Annotated in this window: 16 protein-coding genes and 2 other annotated features; of the genes, 13 read left to right on the top strand and 3 right to left on the bottom strand. The window is 35.2% G+C overall.

All coding sequences use genetic code 11. The features are described from left to right. Positions 1-129: 129 nt before the first annotated feature. Positions 130-300 (bottom strand): hypothetical protein, encoded by a 171-nt coding sequence (locus tag FOT98_RS07065; RefSeq protein WP_061676863.1) that lies wholly within the window; start codon positions 298-300, stop codon positions 130-132. Positions 301-995: 695 nt separating this feature from the next. Between FOT98_RS07065 and entFM the strand changes: the two genes are divergently transcribed. After that, positions 996-2,294: an enterotoxin EntFM gene (entFM, locus tag FOT98_RS07060; protein WP_063261813.1), complete on the top strand. Its 1,299-nt coding sequence runs from the start codon at positions 996-998 to the stop codon at positions 2,292-2,294. 98 nt (positions 2,295-2,392) lie between these two features. Here the strand turns inward: entFM and FOT98_RS07055 are convergent, their stop codons facing one another. Continuing rightward, a complete protein-coding gene (locus FOT98_RS07055; protein WP_063261814.1) occupies positions 2,393-3,157 on the bottom strand; it encodes an alpha/beta fold hydrolase in 765 nt (254 codons plus the stop codon). 240 nt (positions 3,158-3,397) lie between these two features. Between FOT98_RS07055 and FOT98_RS07050 the strand changes: the two genes are divergently transcribed. The 7 genes from FOT98_RS07050 (at position 3,398) to FOT98_RS07020 (ending at position 10,696) form a co-directional block, all read left to right on the top strand. Continuing rightward, on the top strand, positions 3,398-5,158 hold the full coding sequence (locus FOT98_RS07050) for an ABC transporter ATP-binding protein (RefSeq protein ID WP_063261815.1): 1,761 nt from the start codon (positions 3,398-3,400) through the stop codon (positions 5,156-5,158). 88 nt (positions 5,159-5,246) lie between these two features. Continuing rightward, positions 5,247-5,924, top strand: a complete 678-nt coding sequence (hitR, locus tag FOT98_RS07045) for an envelope stress response regulator transcription factor HitR (RefSeq protein WP_063261816.1) — start codon at positions 5,247-5,249, stop codon at positions 5,922-5,924. Further along, on the top strand, positions 5,921-6,994 hold the full coding sequence (gene hitS / locus FOT98_RS07040; RefSeq protein WP_063261817.1) for an envelope stress sensor histidine kinase HitS: 1,074 nt from the start codon (positions 5,921-5,923) through the stop codon (positions 6,992-6,994). The genes hitR and hitS overlap by 4 nt, the downstream gene beginning before the upstream one ends. Positions 6,995-7,214: 220 nt before the next feature. Further along, positions 7,215-7,934 carry a 3-ketoacyl-ACP reductase gene (locus FOT98_RS07035; protein WP_000818985.1) on the top strand — a complete coding sequence of 240 codons (720 nt, stop codon included), beginning with the start codon at positions 7,215-7,217 and terminating at the stop codon, positions 7,932-7,934. A 140-nt stretch (positions 7,935-8,074) separates the two neighbouring features. Then, positions 8,075-8,746, top strand: coding sequence for an O-methyltransferase (locus tag FOT98_RS07030; RefSeq protein WP_063261818.1), 672 nt, complete (start codon positions 8,075-8,077; stop codon positions 8,744-8,746). Positions 8,747-8,878: 132 nt separating this feature from the next. Next, positions 8,879-9,751 carry an aminoglycoside 6-adenylyltransferase gene (locus FOT98_RS07025; RefSeq protein ID WP_063261819.1) on the top strand — a complete coding sequence of 291 codons (873 nt, stop codon included), beginning with the start codon at positions 8,879-8,881 and terminating at the stop codon, positions 9,749-9,751. A gap of 117 nt (positions 9,752-9,868) precedes the next feature. After that, a complete protein-coding gene (locus tag FOT98_RS07020) occupies positions 9,869-10,696 on the top strand; it encodes a peptidoglycan-N-acetylglucosamine deacetylase (RefSeq protein ID WP_063261820.1) in 828 nt (275 codons plus the stop codon). Positions 10,697-10,781: 85 nt separating this feature from the next. Here the strand turns inward: FOT98_RS07020 and FOT98_RS07015 are convergent, their stop codons facing one another. After that, the gene (locus FOT98_RS07015; protein ID WP_063261821.1) at positions 10,782-11,390 is read right to left on the bottom strand and encodes an NUDIX hydrolase; all 609 of its coding nucleotides are present in this window, start codon (positions 11,388-11,390) and stop codon (positions 10,782-10,784) included. Positions 11,391-11,472: 82 nt separating this feature from the next. Here FOT98_RS07015 and FOT98_RS07010 point away from each other — a divergent pair, with 82 nt between their 5' ends. From FOT98_RS07010 to FOT98_RS06990, 5 genes are all read left to right on the top strand, one after another. Further along, on the top strand, positions 11,473-12,111 hold the full coding sequence (locus FOT98_RS07010; RefSeq protein WP_063261822.1) for a pyridoxamine 5'-phosphate oxidase family protein: 639 nt from the start codon (positions 11,473-11,475) through the stop codon (positions 12,109-12,111). A gap of 235 nt (positions 12,112-12,346) precedes the next feature. After that, positions 12,347-12,578: a binding site (T-box leader), on the top strand. Between the two features lie 115 nt (positions 12,579-12,693). Then, positions 12,694-12,925: a binding site (T-box leader), on the top strand. Positions 12,926-13,079: 154 nt separating this feature from the next. After that, positions 13,080-14,375 (top strand): homoserine dehydrogenase, encoded by a 1,296-nt coding sequence (locus FOT98_RS07005; protein ID WP_063261823.1) that lies wholly within the window; start codon positions 13,080-13,082, stop codon positions 14,373-14,375. Then, positions 14,368-15,426, top strand: coding sequence for a threonine synthase (gene thrC / locus FOT98_RS07000; RefSeq protein ID WP_063261824.1), 1,059 nt, complete (start codon positions 14,368-14,370; stop codon positions 15,424-15,426). Before FOT98_RS07005 ends, thrC begins: the two co-directional genes overlap by 8 nt. Beyond that, positions 15,423-16,316 carry a homoserine kinase gene (gene thrB / locus FOT98_RS06995; protein ID WP_063261825.1) on the top strand — a complete coding sequence of 298 codons (894 nt, stop codon included), beginning with the start codon at positions 15,423-15,425 and terminating at the stop codon, positions 16,314-16,316. The genes thrC and thrB overlap by 4 nt, the downstream gene beginning before the upstream one ends. Positions 16,317-16,427: 111 nt before the next feature. Continuing rightward, on the top strand, positions 16,428-16,637 hold the full coding sequence (locus FOT98_RS06990; RefSeq protein WP_063261826.1) for a DUF6366 family protein: 210 nt from the start codon (positions 16,428-16,430) through the stop codon (positions 16,635-16,637). Positions 16,638-16,679 lie beyond the last annotated feature (42 nt).

Genomic DNA, 16,679 nt, shown 5'->3' with positions numbered 1-16,679 from the left:
CCAATCGGGCTTTTACGGGCAGTTGATCCCCCACTTATCTTTTTTGCTTTCGCTGAATTTTGAGGTGGGGGTCTTGCTGCCCGTTAATGTGGGATAAAAGGTGAACAGAAATATAATCTGTTCACCTTTTTATAAGTAGTAAGGATTTTTTTGATAGGAATTTTTCATCTGATTTTTTAATTCGTTTTTACGTGTTTCAATAGTTGATATTTTTTGTAACGTAATAATTGAAACGAATTGAAAAAAAGCATAGTACAGTTCTATATTTTTATTTGTAGGATCATCTATTATGTTTTTCATAAATATACCTCCTTTTTTAATAATAAGACTTCCATATCAAAATTCAATGCTACGTGGAGAATACCTACCCGTAAAAGTTCGATTGGTTTCCGGGTAGGATGGATAATACATGTATGGATTAAGACGCCACTCTATATATGATAATATAAATATCCTGAAAATTCCATGTACAGCGGAAAATAGGGAGTAAAATGTACATTTTCGTCAAATTAGAACAGAATTTTTGAAGTTAAATCTTACAAATCGTCAAATCTTTTAAAAGCGATAAACAGTATCAAAAATAGCTTTCTGAAAATATTATACTATTGATAAAAAAAGTATTTTTTGTCATGATAAGAGTATGCTTCATGGAAAGAACTTTACTAGGAATACATTCTTTGCATTGTATTAGATTAATAGAGTTTTTCGGAGTGGATAGGAAAATATATATTAAGATAATGAATGAAATGTCGAATTTTCAATGAAATACATATAGAATTTGAAAAAAGCATTGCAAAAACAGTAAGTTTAATGGTAAAGTTCACATGAAGTTCACACGGAATTCACTTCATTCGTTTAAAATGAACTCTGTGTGAAAAATAAAACTCTTGTTAAAAAATGGAACTTAATGAATATTTTACTTTGATAATATTGTAATGTATTAAGTTTATAAGTTTTTTTAAGAGGATAGTAGGGAAAGGAAGTAAAGACAACTTATGAAAAAAGTAATTGCAGGTTTAGCAGCAGCTTCAGTAGTGGGTGTTGCAGTTCCAGGTATGGATTCTGCTCAGGCACAAGTTTCAAACGAGGCGCTAAAAGAAATCAATGGACAAAATCAAACTCAAAATCAAACGACTGTAACTGAAACAAAAACTGTAGAAACAAAATCTGATTTAAAATACACAGTAACTGCTGATGTATTAAATGTTCGTTCAGGTGCTGGTACAGGACATAACGTGATTTCTAAAGTGAAATCAGGTCAAGTACTACAAGTAATTGGACAAGAAAACGGTTGGTTCAAAGTAACTGTAAACGGTCAAACTGGTTATGTAAGTGGTGACTTCGTAACGACTGGTGGTAAAACAGGAACTACTGTTCAACAAGGAACTGGTACTTACACAGTAAACGTTTCTTCACTAAACGTACGTACAGGCCCAAGTACATCTCATACAGTATTAGGCTCTGTAAATAAAGGTAAAACAGTACAAGTTGTTGGAGAAGTACAAGATTGGTTTAAAATCAACTTCAATGGTGGAACTGGATACGTAAGCAAAGACTTCGTAACAAAAGGTGGTTCTGCTGTATCTAACGAAACAAAACAACCAACTACAAACAACAATACTACTACAGTTCAAACTGGTGGTTCTTATGTTGTTAACACTGGTGCTTTAAAAGTACGTACAGGCCCAGCTACATACAACGCTGTAATCGGTGGCGTAACACAAGGTAAAGTATTAAACGTTACTGGCGCTGAAAATGGTTGGTACAAAATTAACCATAACGGCCGTACAGGTTACGTAAGTGCAGACTTCGTTAAGTTTGTAAAAGGCGGAGTAAACAACGTTACAAATAACAATAACAATAACAATAACGTTACAAATAACGTTCAACAACCAGGTAAAGACGTACAAAAACCAACAACAGGTGGAGATACATCTTCAATCGCTGGATTCGCTAGATCTTTAAATGGTTCACCATACAGAACTGCTGGTACAACACCTGCTGGTTTTGACTGCAGTGGATTCATTCACTACGTATTAAATCAAACTGGTCATAAAGGCGCTCGTCAAACAGTTGCTGGATACTGGAGCTCTAAAACAAAAACTAGCAATCCACAACCAGGTGATTTAGTATACTTCCAAAATACTTATAAATCAGGTCCTTCTCACATGGGCGTTTACTTAGGAAACGGTCAGTTCATTAGTGCAGAAACAGATGCAACTGGTGTACGTATTAGTTCTGTAAGTAACTCTTACTGGAGCAAGCACATGTTAGGTTACACAAAAGCATACTAAGAAAAAGTAGTTTATATACTTTTCGTATAGAGAAAAGGCTTTCCAGGGAAACTTGGGAAGCCTTTTTATAGTTGAATAAATTGAGAATGTAGTAGTTTTTACTGTAACTTCCCATTTAAAAATCGAGCGTATAGGTCATGGAAATAGTTCGGACGAAATAAGTTTGCTGCATGTCCTGCAAGCGGTATTTCTTTGTATAAAACGTTAGGAAGAATGGATTTCAAATCAAAAAGACAAGATTTATAGAGATGATCATGTTCACCCATTACCCATAGAATAGGGTGGGGAAGTGATTTTAATTTAGATTTTAAATCGAATTCTAAACGATGCCGTAATGATTGGACAATAATTGATGAATGTAATTGCAATCCGAAACGGTAATAAATATTTCGTGAAATGACTGCGAACGGATTTGCCTTTAGTATGCCACTTGGAAAAATGGTATTTGCGTATTGAGAGAGCCATTTAGAGTACTCGTCTCCTCGCTTCTCCCAAAACTTTTGAAATACGTTATATAAAAGGGATGGATTATTATAATGTCCACCAATGTGACAAATGCTCAGTACTTTTTCCGGATGCATTTGTGCAAAAATTGTAGAGATATAACAGCCGTAACTTAGAGCGCAAATATGAGCTTTTTGAATGCCTTCTTTTTCATATAAATTCAATAATTGATCTACGAGGCGCTGTAATGAAAATTCGATATCTGCACCTTTATCATCGCCATGACCTAATAAGTCGTAAGTTATAATGTTATAGGTGGCTGAAAATCGTTTATGCTCTTTTTTGAAGGCACGACGATTGCCGACTAAGCCATGAATAAAAATGATTGTTTCCTTTTCGGAATGTATATTTGTTTGCAAAAAGGATACTCCTTTCAATAACGGGAGATTTATATAGTATTGTAAATTGGTTATCTATAATTCGCATAGAATAATATTAAGTACCTGGTAATAATATCAGATGTTTATACTTGTTGTAAAGATGCGTTTGTATGTATATTTTGTAAAAAGAGAAAAAGTGTGTTTACATTCAGTTTACATTTGTATTGTATTCTATTTTTAGAAAGAACAGTTTGGTTTAACACGAGGAGATGAACAGGAATGGAAGTTAGAAATGAGATGAAGAAAAAAGGGAGCTGGAGGCAGTTTTTACGCCTTATTCAAGATACAAATCCTCCGAAAGGGATTCTTGCTTTTGCGTTATTAATGAGTTTGCTTTCTACGGGAGCGAGTTTATTTATACCGATGTTAACGAAAGGGTTAGTAGATAATTTTTCACTTTCGTCAATAAGTACAGGACAAATTGTTGGGCTAGTTGCATTCTTTATTATGCAAACTATAGCTGCAGGATTGTCTATATATTTACTAAATTATATAGGACAGAAGATCGTAGCTGGACTGAGAGAACGTTTGTGGAAAAAGGTGCTTATATTACCGGTAACTTATTATGATCAAAATAGAACAGGTGATACCATTAGTCGTATGACAAATGATACAGGAGTTGTGAAAACATTAATTTCTGAGCATTTGTCAAACTTATTAACAGGCGGTATTTCAATTGTTGGATCATTAATTGTATTATTTGTTTTAGATTGGAAAATGACACTTTTACTTTTAACAGTTATTCCATTATCAGTATTAATTTTAGTTCCACTTGGACGGAAAATGTATAAGATTTCAAAAGCACTTCAAGATGAAACGGCTTCTTTTACTAGTGTATTAACACAGGTGTTATCAGAAATTCGTTTAGTGAAGTCTTCGAACACAGAAAAAAAGGAATATGAAACTGGAAATAAAGGTATTGAAAAGCTATTACAATTTGGTTTGAAAGAGGGAAAAGTGCAAGCATTAATTTCACCAGTTATGTCATTTGTTTTAATGGCATTGCTTGTTATTATCGTAGGATATGGTGGAATGCGAGTTTCTAGCGGTGCATTAACAACAGGAGAACTAGTAGCGTTTATTTTATATTTAGTTCAAATTATAATGCCGATGAGTCAATTATCTATGTTCTTTACACAATTCCAAAAGGCAATTGGTGCAACGGAAAGAATTAATACAATTTTAGAATATGAAGTAGAAGATCATGAAACTGGTGTGAAGGTTACAAATGCTAAGCAGCCAATCGTTCTTGAAAATGTACATTTTGAGTATAACGAAGAAGAGCAAGTTTTAAAGAATATTGATTTCACAATTGAATCAGGAAAAGTAACAGCAATCGTAGGACCAAGTGGTAGCGGGAAAACGACGTTATTCTCATTATTAGAACGTTTTTATGAGCCGACTAGTGGTGCCATTAAATTAGGGAAAGAATCAATTACGAGTTATGCACTACAATCATGGCGACGTCAAATTGGTTATGTTTCACAAGATAGTCCGTTAATCGATGGAACAATCCGTGATAACATTTGTTACGGTGTTGAGGGCGAAGTGACAGATGCAGAAATTGAAAAAGTAGCAGCGATGGCATATGTTGATGCATTTATTCATGATTTGCCAAACGGATACGCAACAGAAGTGGGAGAACGTGGTGTGAAGCTTTCTGGAGGACAAAGACAGCGAATTGCTATTGCCCGAGCATTACTTCGAAATCCACAAATTCTTATGTTAGATGAAGCAACTTCCAGTCTAGATAGTAAGTCTGAGTCTGTCGTTCAAAAGGCATTAAATAACTTAATGAAAGGCAGAACAACGTTAGTTATTGCACATAGACTTTCTACTGTTGTAGATGCAGATAAAATTATCTTTATAGAAAAAGGGAATCTTACAGGAAGCGGTACACATGATGAATTATTACACTCACATGATATGTATCGTGAATTTGCAACGCAACAATTGAAAATTAAAGAGGCGGCATTATAAAATGAATAATCAGTGGGGAATTTGCTTCACTGATTATTTGTTTTTAACAGTAATAAAATAGATGCGGAGTAGAAAGGAGATGGTTCTTTTGATACCTAAAATATTAATAGTGGACGACGATCCGCATATTAGAGAACTTGTTTCTGTATTTTTAGAACGAGAAGGTTTTCAAACATATGAGGCAATTGATGGTCTAGATGCACTTCAGAAAATAGATGAAGTAAAAGTTGATATGGTTATTCTTGATATCATGATGCCGAATATGGATGGATTTGATGTATGTTTTGAATTAAGGAAGTACTATGATATTCCGATTTTGATGCTAACTGCGAAAGGGGAGACGTCCCAAAAAGTAAAAGGATTTCACCTTGGCACGGATGATTATCTTGTAAAACCATTTGATCCGATAGAACTAGTAGTGAGAGTTAAGGCGTTATTGAAACGTTACCAAATTACAGTGTCGCAATCGATTCAAGTTGGAAATGTACTGTTAAATCGTAAAACATTTGAAGTGAAACTGGAAGAGAAAACGGTCACACTGCCGTTAAAGGAATTCGAGTTGCTCTTTACATTAGGTTCTAAAGCAGGAAGAACGTGTTCGAGAGAGCAATTAATTGAAGATGTATGGGGATATGATTTTGAAGGGAATGAACGTACACTAGACGTTCATATTAATCGGCTACGTGAGAAGTTTCAAGAAGAGAAGTCGAAGTTCAGTATTAAAACGATAAGAGGTTTAGGATATCGATTAGAGGTAAGTAAATGAGGAAAAGAAAACAAATGAGTAGGCTGAAGATGTTGAAAGTAATTGGAGCGGTATTAGCGCTTTTTTCTTTTCTCACTATAATTTGGTCTATCGCATTTTATGTAGCAACTAGTATATTGAATGCTCTGGAAGTAAACGTATCGCCGTTTGTTACTTTTTTAATTAGTGATATGGTCGGCTTTGTATTTATTGTTCTTATCTGGACATTGATTGGGATATTAATGAGACCAAAACGACAGGCAATGATTTGGACGATTATTGAACCGATACAAAAAATTGCAAAAGGAGACTTCTCCGTAAAAATACGCAATGAAGAAAAGTATGATGGAGAAATTGGTGTACTCGTAAAAAGTATAAATGATATGACAGATGAACTGAATACGATGGAGAAAATGCGTCAGGAATTTGTATCGAATGTTTCACATGAAATCCAGTCACCATTAACTTCTATAAAAGGATTCGCTAGAGCGCTACAAGACGATAACCTTTCCGAGGAAAAAAGAAAGCATTATCTTACCATTATTGAAACGGAAACGACGAGATTATCTAAACTAAGTCAAAATTTACTGAAACTAACTCTTTTAGAGTCAGAAGAGTATACACCAGAAAGAGTGACTTATCGATTAGATCAACAGTTAAAGCAAATTGTATTAAATAGTGAACCACTCTGGGCTGAAAAAGAAATTGAGCTAGAACTTAATTTAGGGAAAGTACTCATTACTGCTGACCAAGAAAGTATGAGTCAAGTTTGGATTAATTTAATTCATAATAGTATAAAATTTACTCCAAGTGGCGGCACTATTATAATCCAGTTACAAGAACATGAGAAATTAGTTGAAGTACGTATTCGCGATTCGGGAATTGGTATATCTGAAAAACAGAAACAACATATTTTTGAACGTTTTTATAAAGCAGATTCTTCACGAAATCGTGCGTATGGAGGAAGTGGCTTAGGTTTGGCTATCGTAAAAAAAGTACTCGACCTTCATCAAGGAGAAATAAAAGTCGAGAGTGAAGAGGGGAAGGGGACAGAATTTATTGTTTGTATTCCTAAATATGAAGAAAAGTAGTGTATTGATAAGCAATATATTTTTTATACGAAGACACTCTCTTATGAAGAGGGTGTCTTTATTTTGCATTAATAATGATAAATTGTAATGAATTAATAGTAATTTACTATAGTTACCTACAAGTAACCTACGCACATGAAAGTGCATCATTGCCTTTTTACATAAACACAGATACAATTTTAATATAATACATAACTGAGATGATTAAGGAGTGTTATACTTGGCAGAATTATTACAAGGTAAAAATGCTTTAATTACAGGAGCAGGTAGAGGAATTGGTCGCGCTGTAGCGATCGCGTTAGCGAAAGAGGGCGTAAATGTAGGTCTTTTAGCTCGTTCAGAAGAAAACTTAAAAGCTGTAGCGAAAGAAGTAGAAGCAGAAGGCGTAAAAGCTGTTATTGCGACTGCTGATGTTTCTTCATACGAAGAAGTGACGACTGCGATTGAGACATTAAAAAACGGTTTAGGATCTATCGATATTTTAATTAATAATGCTGGTATTTCTAAGTTCGGTAAGTTTTTAGAATTAGACGTTGCTGATTGGGAAAAAATCATTCAAGTAAACTTAATGGGTGTATACTATGCAACTCGTGCAGCTTTACCAAGCATGATTGAACAACAATCTGGTGATATCATTAACATTTCATCTACAGCAGGACAAAAAGGTGCACCTGTAACAAGTGCATATAGTGCTTCTAAATTTGGTGTTCTTGGCTTAACAGAATCATTAGCGATGGAAGTTCGCAAACATAACATTCGTGTAACAGCTCTAACTCCAAGTACAGTAGCAACTGATATGGCTGTAGATTTAGGATTAACTGACGGAAACCCAGATAAAGTAATGCAAGCAGAAGATATTGCAGAATTTATCGTAGCGCAGCTGAAATTAAATAAACGTACATTTATTAAATCAGCAGGACTTTGGTCTACTAATCCGTAGGGGATAAATGTATAAACAAAAGAAGGGATATTTATTCTGTAATGGAGTAGATGTCCCTTCTTTATTTTTGTTTAGGAGACAGAATTTTCGGTATAATCAAATGTGAGTAGTAGAAAAGTATTGAAAGGGATGGTATTTACATGAGTACAATTGAGAAATGGACGGCTGTTGATCAATATGTGAGTGATGTATTAATACCGAAAGATTCTACATTAGAAGAAGTTCTTCAAGTAAGCGCTGCAGCTAATTTGCCAGCACACGATGTATCGCCAACGCAAGGGAAGTTTTTGCAACTATTAGTACAAATTCAAAGAGCTCGAAACATTTTGGAAATTGGTACTCTAGGCGGATATAGCACGATATGGCTTGCAAGGGGCTTGCCATCTGGAGGACGAGTTGTTACATTGGAAGCAAATGAAAAACATGCAGAAATTGCACGTAACAATATTGAGCGTGCCAATTTGAATGATAAAATTGAAGTAAGAACAGGATTAGCTTTAGATTCTTTACAGCAAATAGAAAATGAGAAGTATGAACCATTTGATTTTATTTTCATAGACGCTGATAAACAAAATAACCCTGCTTATTTTGAATGGGCACTGAAACTATCACGCCCTGGTACTATAATTATTGGTGATAACGTAGTACGTGAAGGAGAAGTTATTGACAATACGAGTAACGATCCTCGCGTACAAGGGATACGTCGCTTCTATGAATTAATAGCTGCAGAGCCACGTGTAAGTGCTACTGCGCTTCAAACTGTCGGAAGTAAAGGATACGATGGCTTTGTAATGGCAGTCGTAAAAGAGTGATGTGAGGAGGTAAATGGGATGAAAAAGAAATTTCAAAAATTATAACATGTATCTTGTACAACGCAGCTATCTCGTGGACCTCCAACATACTTGGAAATATAAGTTTATATAAAAATTGGAGGTAAGGAATAGATGAGAACTGAAAAAGAAATGTTAGACTTAATTATAAATACAGCAAAAGAGGATGAAAGAATTCGAGCTGTCATTATGAATGGATCACGTGTAAATCCAAATGTGAAAAGAGATTGTTTTCAAGACTATGATATTATGTATGTTGTACATGATATACAATCTTTTACGTCTAATCATAATTGGATTCATAGATTTGGAGAAATAATGATTGTACAAATGCCAGAAGAAATGTCATTAATTCCAGCGGACGAAGACGGGAAATTTCCGTATTTAATGCAGTTTATGGATGGAAATCGAATTGATTTAACGCTCGTTCCATTTGATTTGATAAATAAGTTCGTTGGACAAGATAGTTTAAGTGAATTGCTTCTGGATAAAGATAATTGTATGGATGAATTTCCACCAGCAAGCGATAAAGATTACTTAATAACAAAGCCTACAGCAAAAGAGTTTTTAGATTGCTGTAATGAATTTTGGTGGTGTAGTACGAATGTAGGGAAAGGACTATGGAGAGAAGAACTTTCTTATGCGAAAGGGATGCTCGATGGTCCGATGCGAGATATGTTCACCGTAATGCTAGAATGGCATATTGGTATGAAAACAGACTTTACAGGTAATGCAGGAAAGTTTGGGAAGCATTTCGAGCAATATATTGAAAAAGATATGTGGGAGCAATTTAAACGTACCTATTCGAATGCAGAATATGAATACATATGGGAGTCATTCTTTGTCATGGGGAAATTATTTAGGGAAGTAGCGAATGAAATTGCTAACACATATGGATATCAATACCCGCAAGGTGATGATGACAGAGTGACGAGCTATTTAAAACATGTGAAAGCTTTGCCGAAAGATAGTACATCGATTTATTAATAATATAAAGCAATAAGACTGTCCTAATTATGGACAGTCTTATTTTTGTTCATGAATAGGAATTTCCCTAACAAAGTGCAGAGGAATCACATATGAAATTTTAGGGAGGTTTTTATTATGTATTATTTTTATTCGTCAGAAATGTTTGCCCCATATCAATGGGGATTAGAACGAGATGTTTCATACGCCTATATGCCATATCACTCATTTTATTATGGAGACTATATAAGCTCATTGCCATACGCATATATCCCTCAAAACTATGAAGTGCAAATGAAAGCATATGAGCGTGGATCGTGGACGCCATTTTCGTGGGTCGAAAAATATGCGTACGCATTTTCCGGACCATACAATAAAGCGGAAGTCGCTCTTACATTTGATGATGGACCAGATTTAGAATTTACGCCGAAAATTTTAGATAAGTTAAAACAACATAATGTAAAAGCAACTTTTTTCTTGCTTGGTGAAAACGCAGAGAAGTATCCGAATGTAGTAAAACGTATTGCGAATGAAGGGCATGTAATTGGCAATCATACGTATAGCCATCCGAATTTAGCGAAAGTAAATGATGCTGAGTACCGTAATCAAATTATAAAAACAGAAGAAATATTAAATCGTTTAGCTGGTTATGCACCGAAGTTTATTCGTCCGCCGTACGGTGAAATACTTGAAAATCAATTGAAGTGGGCGACAGAGCAAAACTTTATGATTGTACAGTGGAGTGTTGATACAGTTGATTGGAAAGGCGTAAGCGCTGATACGATTACAAATAATGTGTTAGGTAATTCATTCCCGGGTAGTGTTATACTTCAGCATTCAACACCAGGTGGGCATTTGCACGGATCTGTAGAGGCACTAGACAAAATCATTCCTCAGTTAAAAACGAAAGGGGCACGCTTTGTAACGCTGCCAAATATGTTCCAAACATCGAAAGAGAGAAAATAAACTGGAATTTAAATCAGCCGGGTATTGTCAATCATCGACTATAAAGAATAGGCCCCCAAGTACTTTAAAATGGGAGGCCTATTCTTTATAAACTATTATTTTCTAGTAAGTCTTTTCCTTGCTCTATAACAAATTCATAGTATGCAAGATCATATGGATAAATATCTTCAAATGTTATCGTTATCGGTTTATTGCTTAAAACAGAAATAGTCGTTAAAGATGAAATCTCTCCTTTTAATAGTTGTAGAAAAGAATTTGCATGTACTTTCATCACATCGTCTACTTCTTCACCCGGTGCGAATGGAAGTGGATTGATGACATTGTGGAAATACATATGACAAAACTCACGATCAGTAAGGTTTGAAATTTCATAATCTATTTTAAATATTCCTTTGTACGTTAAGTCAGTGGTTTGAAAGGAGAGCCCTAGCTCTTCTTCAATTTCACGAAGACCGCCAATTTGTACATCTTCATCATGCATAATATGTCCGGCAGATGTAATATCCCATATACCCGGAGCTTCTTTTTTATTTTTAGAGCGTAATTGGAAATATAAGAACATATCTTCATCATCTTTTTCTACAAACCAACAATGAAATGTTTCGTGCCAATCACCGTCACGATGCACTTCATCACGCAATTTCTTCCCAAGTGTATTTCTTTCAGGATCAAATATTGTTAACCACTCTGTCATTTTAATTCCCCTTTCTGCAAATTTTATTATACAATATTTGTATTGAATTTTGGGAAAATAAAGAAAAAAGGAGCGGTTAATAGTGGGGATAGAGCGTACGGAAATAAAATCGATTATTTCAACAGAGGAAGAATTACGGAAAATATTGGGGCAACCAAGTGAGCGAGCATTAAAGAAAGTTATTTCATCATTAGACCACCATTGCGTAGATTTCCTGTCTAAATCTCCTTTTCTAGTATTATCTACTGCAAATAAATTAGGAGAGTGTGATGCTTCACCGAGAGGAGACGCACCTGGATTTGTATACGTATTAAATAATAATAAAATTATCATTCCAGAAAGACCAGGTAACCGTCGTATAGATTCCATTTTGAACATTATTTCAAATCCATACGTAGGGTTACTATTTTTTATTCCTGGACTTGGGGAGACGCTCCGAATAAACGGCCGAGCGTATATTACAAACGACGAAGAGATATTGCAAGAAATGCAGGCGAATGGACGCAATCCGTTACTTGGAATTGTCGTTGAAATAGAAGAGTGTTATATTCATTGCGCAAAAGCTTTTATCCGATCTAAGATGTGGGATCCAGAATCTTGGTTACATAAAAAAGAGTTACCTTCAGCAGCAAAAATGTTGCTGGAGCATGCGAAAGTAAATACTTCTGAAGAAGATGTTGCACGTTCTTTAGAAGAAAGTTATACGAAAAGATTGTATTGAAAAAACTTTATAGATATAGTTTTGTAAGGTGAATATGTACACATTTTAGAATGGGATATTCATATAAGAATCGTTGATTTACAAACTGGAGAAATAACTAAATAGGTAAATCAAGTGGTAGTTGCATAATACTATTTTGAAATACAATAAAAAATGATTTTGAAAATTGTTAGTAAAAATAGGCTTGCTTTTTGAAAAGTTGATAACTATAATAAGTTAACAAATAGACATGAACGAAAAAGTAACGATAAGGACACGAAATTATTTTTACGGTTTACAGAGAGGGAAGTCAAGGGTGTGAGCTTCCTAACACGAGAAATGATTTTACCACCTTTGAACTTCAATAGTGAACGAGTAATCTAGTAATTATTGACGGAATCAGCCGTTATCTGAACTTGAGCAATCTAGAAGGAAATACGTCTAGATTGGAACAAGGGTGGAACCACGAAAACACATTCGTCCCTTTCCTAGGGATGAGTGTGTTTTTTTATGGATATGAAGATTGAAAATTAAAAATAATTAAAAAATAGTATTGATTTTGTTGTTTATACGAGTATAATGAATTAACAAATAAACATGAACGAAAAAGTAACGATAAGGACATGAAATCATTTTTACGGTTTACAGAGAGGGAAGCCAAGGGTGTGAGCTTCCTAACACGAGAAATGGTTTTACCACCTTTGAACTTCAATAGTGAACGAGTAATCTAGTAATTATTGACGGAATCAGCCGTTATCTGAACTTGAGCAATCTAGAAGGAAATACGTCTGGATTGGAACAAGGGTGGAACCACGAAAACACATTCGTCCCTTTCCTAGGGATGAGTGTGTTTTTTTATTACTTTGAAAGGAGGTGCTGTAACATGAAACGATTTGTATGTACGGAAATAACCACCACCTGCATGATTAAAAAGCAGAGCAAGGTGATTGATAAAGATAAAAAATAAAATTGTAGGAGGAGATTAGAAGATGAATAACGTTATTAATGTTGGGGTGTTAGGCTTAGGTACGGTCGGAAGTGGTGTTGTCCATATTTTGAAAGAACATTATAAAAAAATTGCACTTGATACAGGGTATGAAGTGAAGGTAAAGACAGTCGTTGTACGTGACTTAGAAAAAGAACGTGATGTTTGTATTGATGGAATCGTAGTAACAAGTCATGTCGATGAAGTTCTAAATGATTCAAATATTGATATTGTAGTAGAGGTAATGGGCGGAATTGAAGAAGCGAAGCAGCACATTGTTAAGGCTTTACGAAATAAGAAGCATGTCGTAACAGCAAATAAAGATTTAATGGCTGTATACGGTGCAGAGCTTCTTCAACTGGCGAACGATAATGATTGTGATTTATGTTATGAAGCAAGTGTAGCGGGCGGTATTCCGGTGTTAAGAGGCTTAACAGACGGTTTAGCTTCAGATCAAATTGAAAAAATAATGGGAATTGTAAATGGCACAACAAATTACATGTTAACAAAGATGAGTCAAAATGGATGGTCGTATGAAGAGGCATTACAAGAAGCACAAAAATTAGGTTTCGCAGAATCAGATCCAACAGCGGATGTAGATGGGCTAGATGCAGCGAGAAAGGTAGCCATTCTTGCAAACTTAGGTTTTTCGATGAATGTTTCTTTAGATGATGTGCAAGTAAGAGGGATTCGAAAGGTCGAAAAAGAAGATTTACAAATGGCTGAAAAGTTAGGATTTACTATGAAATTAATTGGGAAAGCAGAGAAACAAGGATCAGCCATTCATTTAAGTGTAGAACCGACACTTTTACCAAGACATCATCCATTATCGAATGTAAATAATGAATTTAATGCAGTATATGTTCACGGTCAAGCGGTAGGAGAAGTAATGTTTTACGGCCCTGGAGCTGGGAAGTTACCGACTGGTTCTGCTGTAGTAAGTGATATTATTTCAATCGTAAAAAGTATGAATCAAGTTCCGAAAAATAAAAGTGCGTTAAAAGAACCAGAACCGTATGAATTACAAGGAGATGAAGAAGTCGTTTCGAAATATTTCTTACGTATTTCATTACGAGATGAACCCGGGATGTTACAAAAAATAACAGAATGTTTCGTTAATTATTCTGTAAGTTTAAAAGAAGTTATTCAATTACCTTTAAATCGTGAACTTGCAGAAGTCGTTGTTGTGACACATCAAACTTCAAAGTATCAATTCGAACGAGTGCTAGGAGCGATAGAAGATGTCGCAAGTGAAATAAACAGTTATTACATTATTGAGGAGGAAAAACAATATGTATAAAGGATTATTAAAACAGTATGCTTCTTATTTACCGGTGAATGAAAATACACCTGATGTGAGCTTAATGGAAGGAAATACACCGCTTATTCCGTTATTAAATATATCAAAACAATTAGGAATTCAGTTATACGGTAAGTATGAAGGAGCGAATCCGACAGGTTCTTTTAAAGATCGTGGTATGGTAATGGCTGTTGCGAAGGCGAAAGAAGAAGGTTCGGAGGCAATTATTTGTGCATCAACAGGTAATACTTCGGCATCGGCCGCAGCATACGCGGCACGCCTTGGAATGAAATGTATAATCGTAATCCCTGAAGGAAAGATTGCTCATGGAAAATTAGCGCAAGCAGTCGCCTATGGAGCTGAAATTATTTCAATAGAAGGAAATTTTGATGATGCACTTAAGGCTGTAAGAAATATTGCTGCTGAAGAGCCGATTACATTAGTAAACTCAGTGAATCCTTATCGAATTGAAGGGCAAAAAACAGCAGCATTTGAAATTTGTGACCAGTTGCAAAGTGCACCAGATGTTTTAGCGATTCCTGTTGGAAATGCTGGAAATATTACAGCGTACTGGAAAGGTTTCTGTGAATATGAGAAAGAAAAAGGCTATAAGAAGCCAAGAATTCATGGGTTTGAAGCGGAAGGAGCAGCTGCTATTGTAAAAGGACATGTCATTGAAGAACCTGAAACAATTGCAACAGCGATTCGCATCGGTAACCCAGCGAGTTGGTCATATGCAGTAGAGGCTGCTAAGCAATCTCACGGTGAAATAGATATGGTATCAGATGAAGAAATATTACATGCGTATAGATTATTAGCAAAAACAGAAGGGGTTTTCGCTGAGCCGGGATCAAATGCTTCATTAGCCGGCGTTATTAAACATGTTCAATCTGGAAAAATCAAAAAAGGAGAGACAGTTGTTGCGGTTTTAACTGGAAATGGGTTGAAAGATCCTGATATCGCAATCTCTTCTAATACATTAGATATTGCAAGTGTTTCAAATGATATAGAACAAATTAAAGAGCATATTAAAGGGGTGATTATGTCGTGATACCATTAAGTATTCGAGTTCCTGCTAGTACGGCGAATGTTGGACCTGGATTTGATTCAGTGGGAATAGCTTTGTCATTATATTTAGATGTAGTAGTAAAAGAGAAAGCCGATAAATGGCAAGTAATCCATTCCTTTGAAGAATCAATTCCGACAGACGATAAAAATTTAATCGTTAGCACGGCATGTAAAGTGAGTCCTTCTTTATCACCCCATATAATAGAAGTTACTAGTAATATCCCACTTACAAGAGGTCTAGGAAGTAGTGCGTCAGCAATTGTAGCTGGGATAGAACTTGCGAATCAACTAGGCAATTTGAACTTAACGACTGATCAAAAAGTTCAAATTGCTACAAATTTTGAAGGACATCCTGATAATGTTGCTGCTTCTATATTAGGAGGAACTGTAATCGGAGCACTGGATGGAAAAAATGTTTCGGTTGTAAGAATTGAAAGTAAGGAATTAGGTGTAATCTCTCTTATTCCAAATGAAGAGTTAAATACGGAGGAAAGCCGATCTGTATTACCAGATGTGTTTCCGTTTCATGAAGCAGTTAAGGCTAGTGCAATCAGCAACGTATTAGTAGCTGCGTTTTGTCAAAAGAAGTGGGAAGTTGTAGGAGAAATGATGGAAAGAGATCATTTTCACGAGCCATTTCGTTTAGAACTGGTCCCGTTATTACCATCTATTCGTAAATGTGCAAAAGAATTTGGAGCATACGGCACAGCGCTTAGCGGTGCAGGCCCATCCATTTTTATATTAACGCCATATGATAAACGTCAAGAAATTGGTGAGCAATTAGCGAGAGTATTTACGTCTATGAATGTGTGCGAGCTAGAAATCGATCATAGAGGAATTACTGTAAATAAAGAAGAACATATAGGGCTATAAAAAAGCTAGCATTGCTAGCTTTTTTGTTGTAAATATCTTTTCAGTTGGCATATAAAAGAAAAGTAATAATGTATAATTTAGTAAAGGGTGTAATCATTTGGAGGTGATTGTATGAAGAAAGAGTCACCAGAAGAAAAGAGAGAGCGTATAAGGCAAAGTGAATTGAAAAATAATCCTACCGGTTCTTTAAAGGATGGATTAAACAGAGCTGAATCAGGTAGTCCAGTTGATATGACAGGTGGTATGAATTGGAAAGGTACAGCGCTAGTAATTGTAGTGCTAGTTTTAGGCTATATTATGTACACTTATTTTTTTAGTTAAGAAATGCACGTTAAAGTTATGAATTATTTGCTTTTATAAGTA

Source organism: Bacillus sp. HY001 (assembly GCF_007558965.1).
GTDB lineage: Bacteria > Bacillota > Bacilli > Bacillales > Bacillaceae_G > Bacillus_A > Bacillus_A mobilis.
The sequence above is the reverse complement of the archived record's forward strand: the minus strand, read 5'-3'. Positions and strand labels throughout refer to the sequence as shown.

Excerpts from the sequence above, each read along its gene's own strand:
- FOT98_RS06990 (WP_063261826.1), top strand. The coding sequence starts at position 16,428 with ATGAAGAAAGAGTCACCAGAAGAAAAGAGAGAGCGTATAAGGCAAAGT.
- FOT98_RS07050 (WP_063261815.1), top strand. The coding sequence starts at position 3,398 with ATGGAAGTTAGAAATGAGATGAAGAAAAAAGGGAGCTGGAGGCAGTTT.
- entFM (WP_063261813.1), top strand. The coding sequence starts at position 996 with ATGAAAAAAGTAATTGCAGGTTTAGCAGCAGCTTCAGTAGTGGGTGTT.
- FOT98_RS07005 (WP_063261823.1), top strand. The coding sequence starts at position 13,080 with ATGAATAACGTTATTAATGTTGGGGTGTTAGGCTTAGGTACGGTCGGA.
- hitS (WP_063261817.1), top strand. The coding sequence starts at position 5,921 with ATGAGGAAAAGAAAACAAATGAGTAGGCTGAAGATGTTGAAAGTAATT.
- FOT98_RS07065 (WP_061676863.1), bottom strand. The coding sequence starts at position 300 with ATGAAAAACATAATAGATGATCCTACAAATAAAAATATAGAACTGTAC.
- FOT98_RS07020 (WP_063261820.1), top strand. The coding sequence starts at position 9,869 with ATGTATTATTTTTATTCGTCAGAAATGTTTGCCCCATATCAATGGGGA.
- FOT98_RS07025 (WP_063261819.1), top strand. The coding sequence starts at position 8,879 with ATGAGAACTGAAAAAGAAATGTTAGACTTAATTATAAATACAGCAAAA.
- FOT98_RS07015 (WP_063261821.1), bottom strand. The coding sequence starts at position 11,390 with ATGACAGAGTGGTTAACAATATTTGATCCTGAAAGAAATACACTTGGG.
- FOT98_RS07030 (WP_063261818.1), top strand. The coding sequence starts at position 8,075 with ATGAGTACAATTGAGAAATGGACGGCTGTTGATCAATATGTGAGTGAT.
- thrC (WP_063261824.1), top strand. The coding sequence starts at position 14,368 with ATGTATAAAGGATTATTAAAACAGTATGCTTCTTATTTACCGGTGAAT.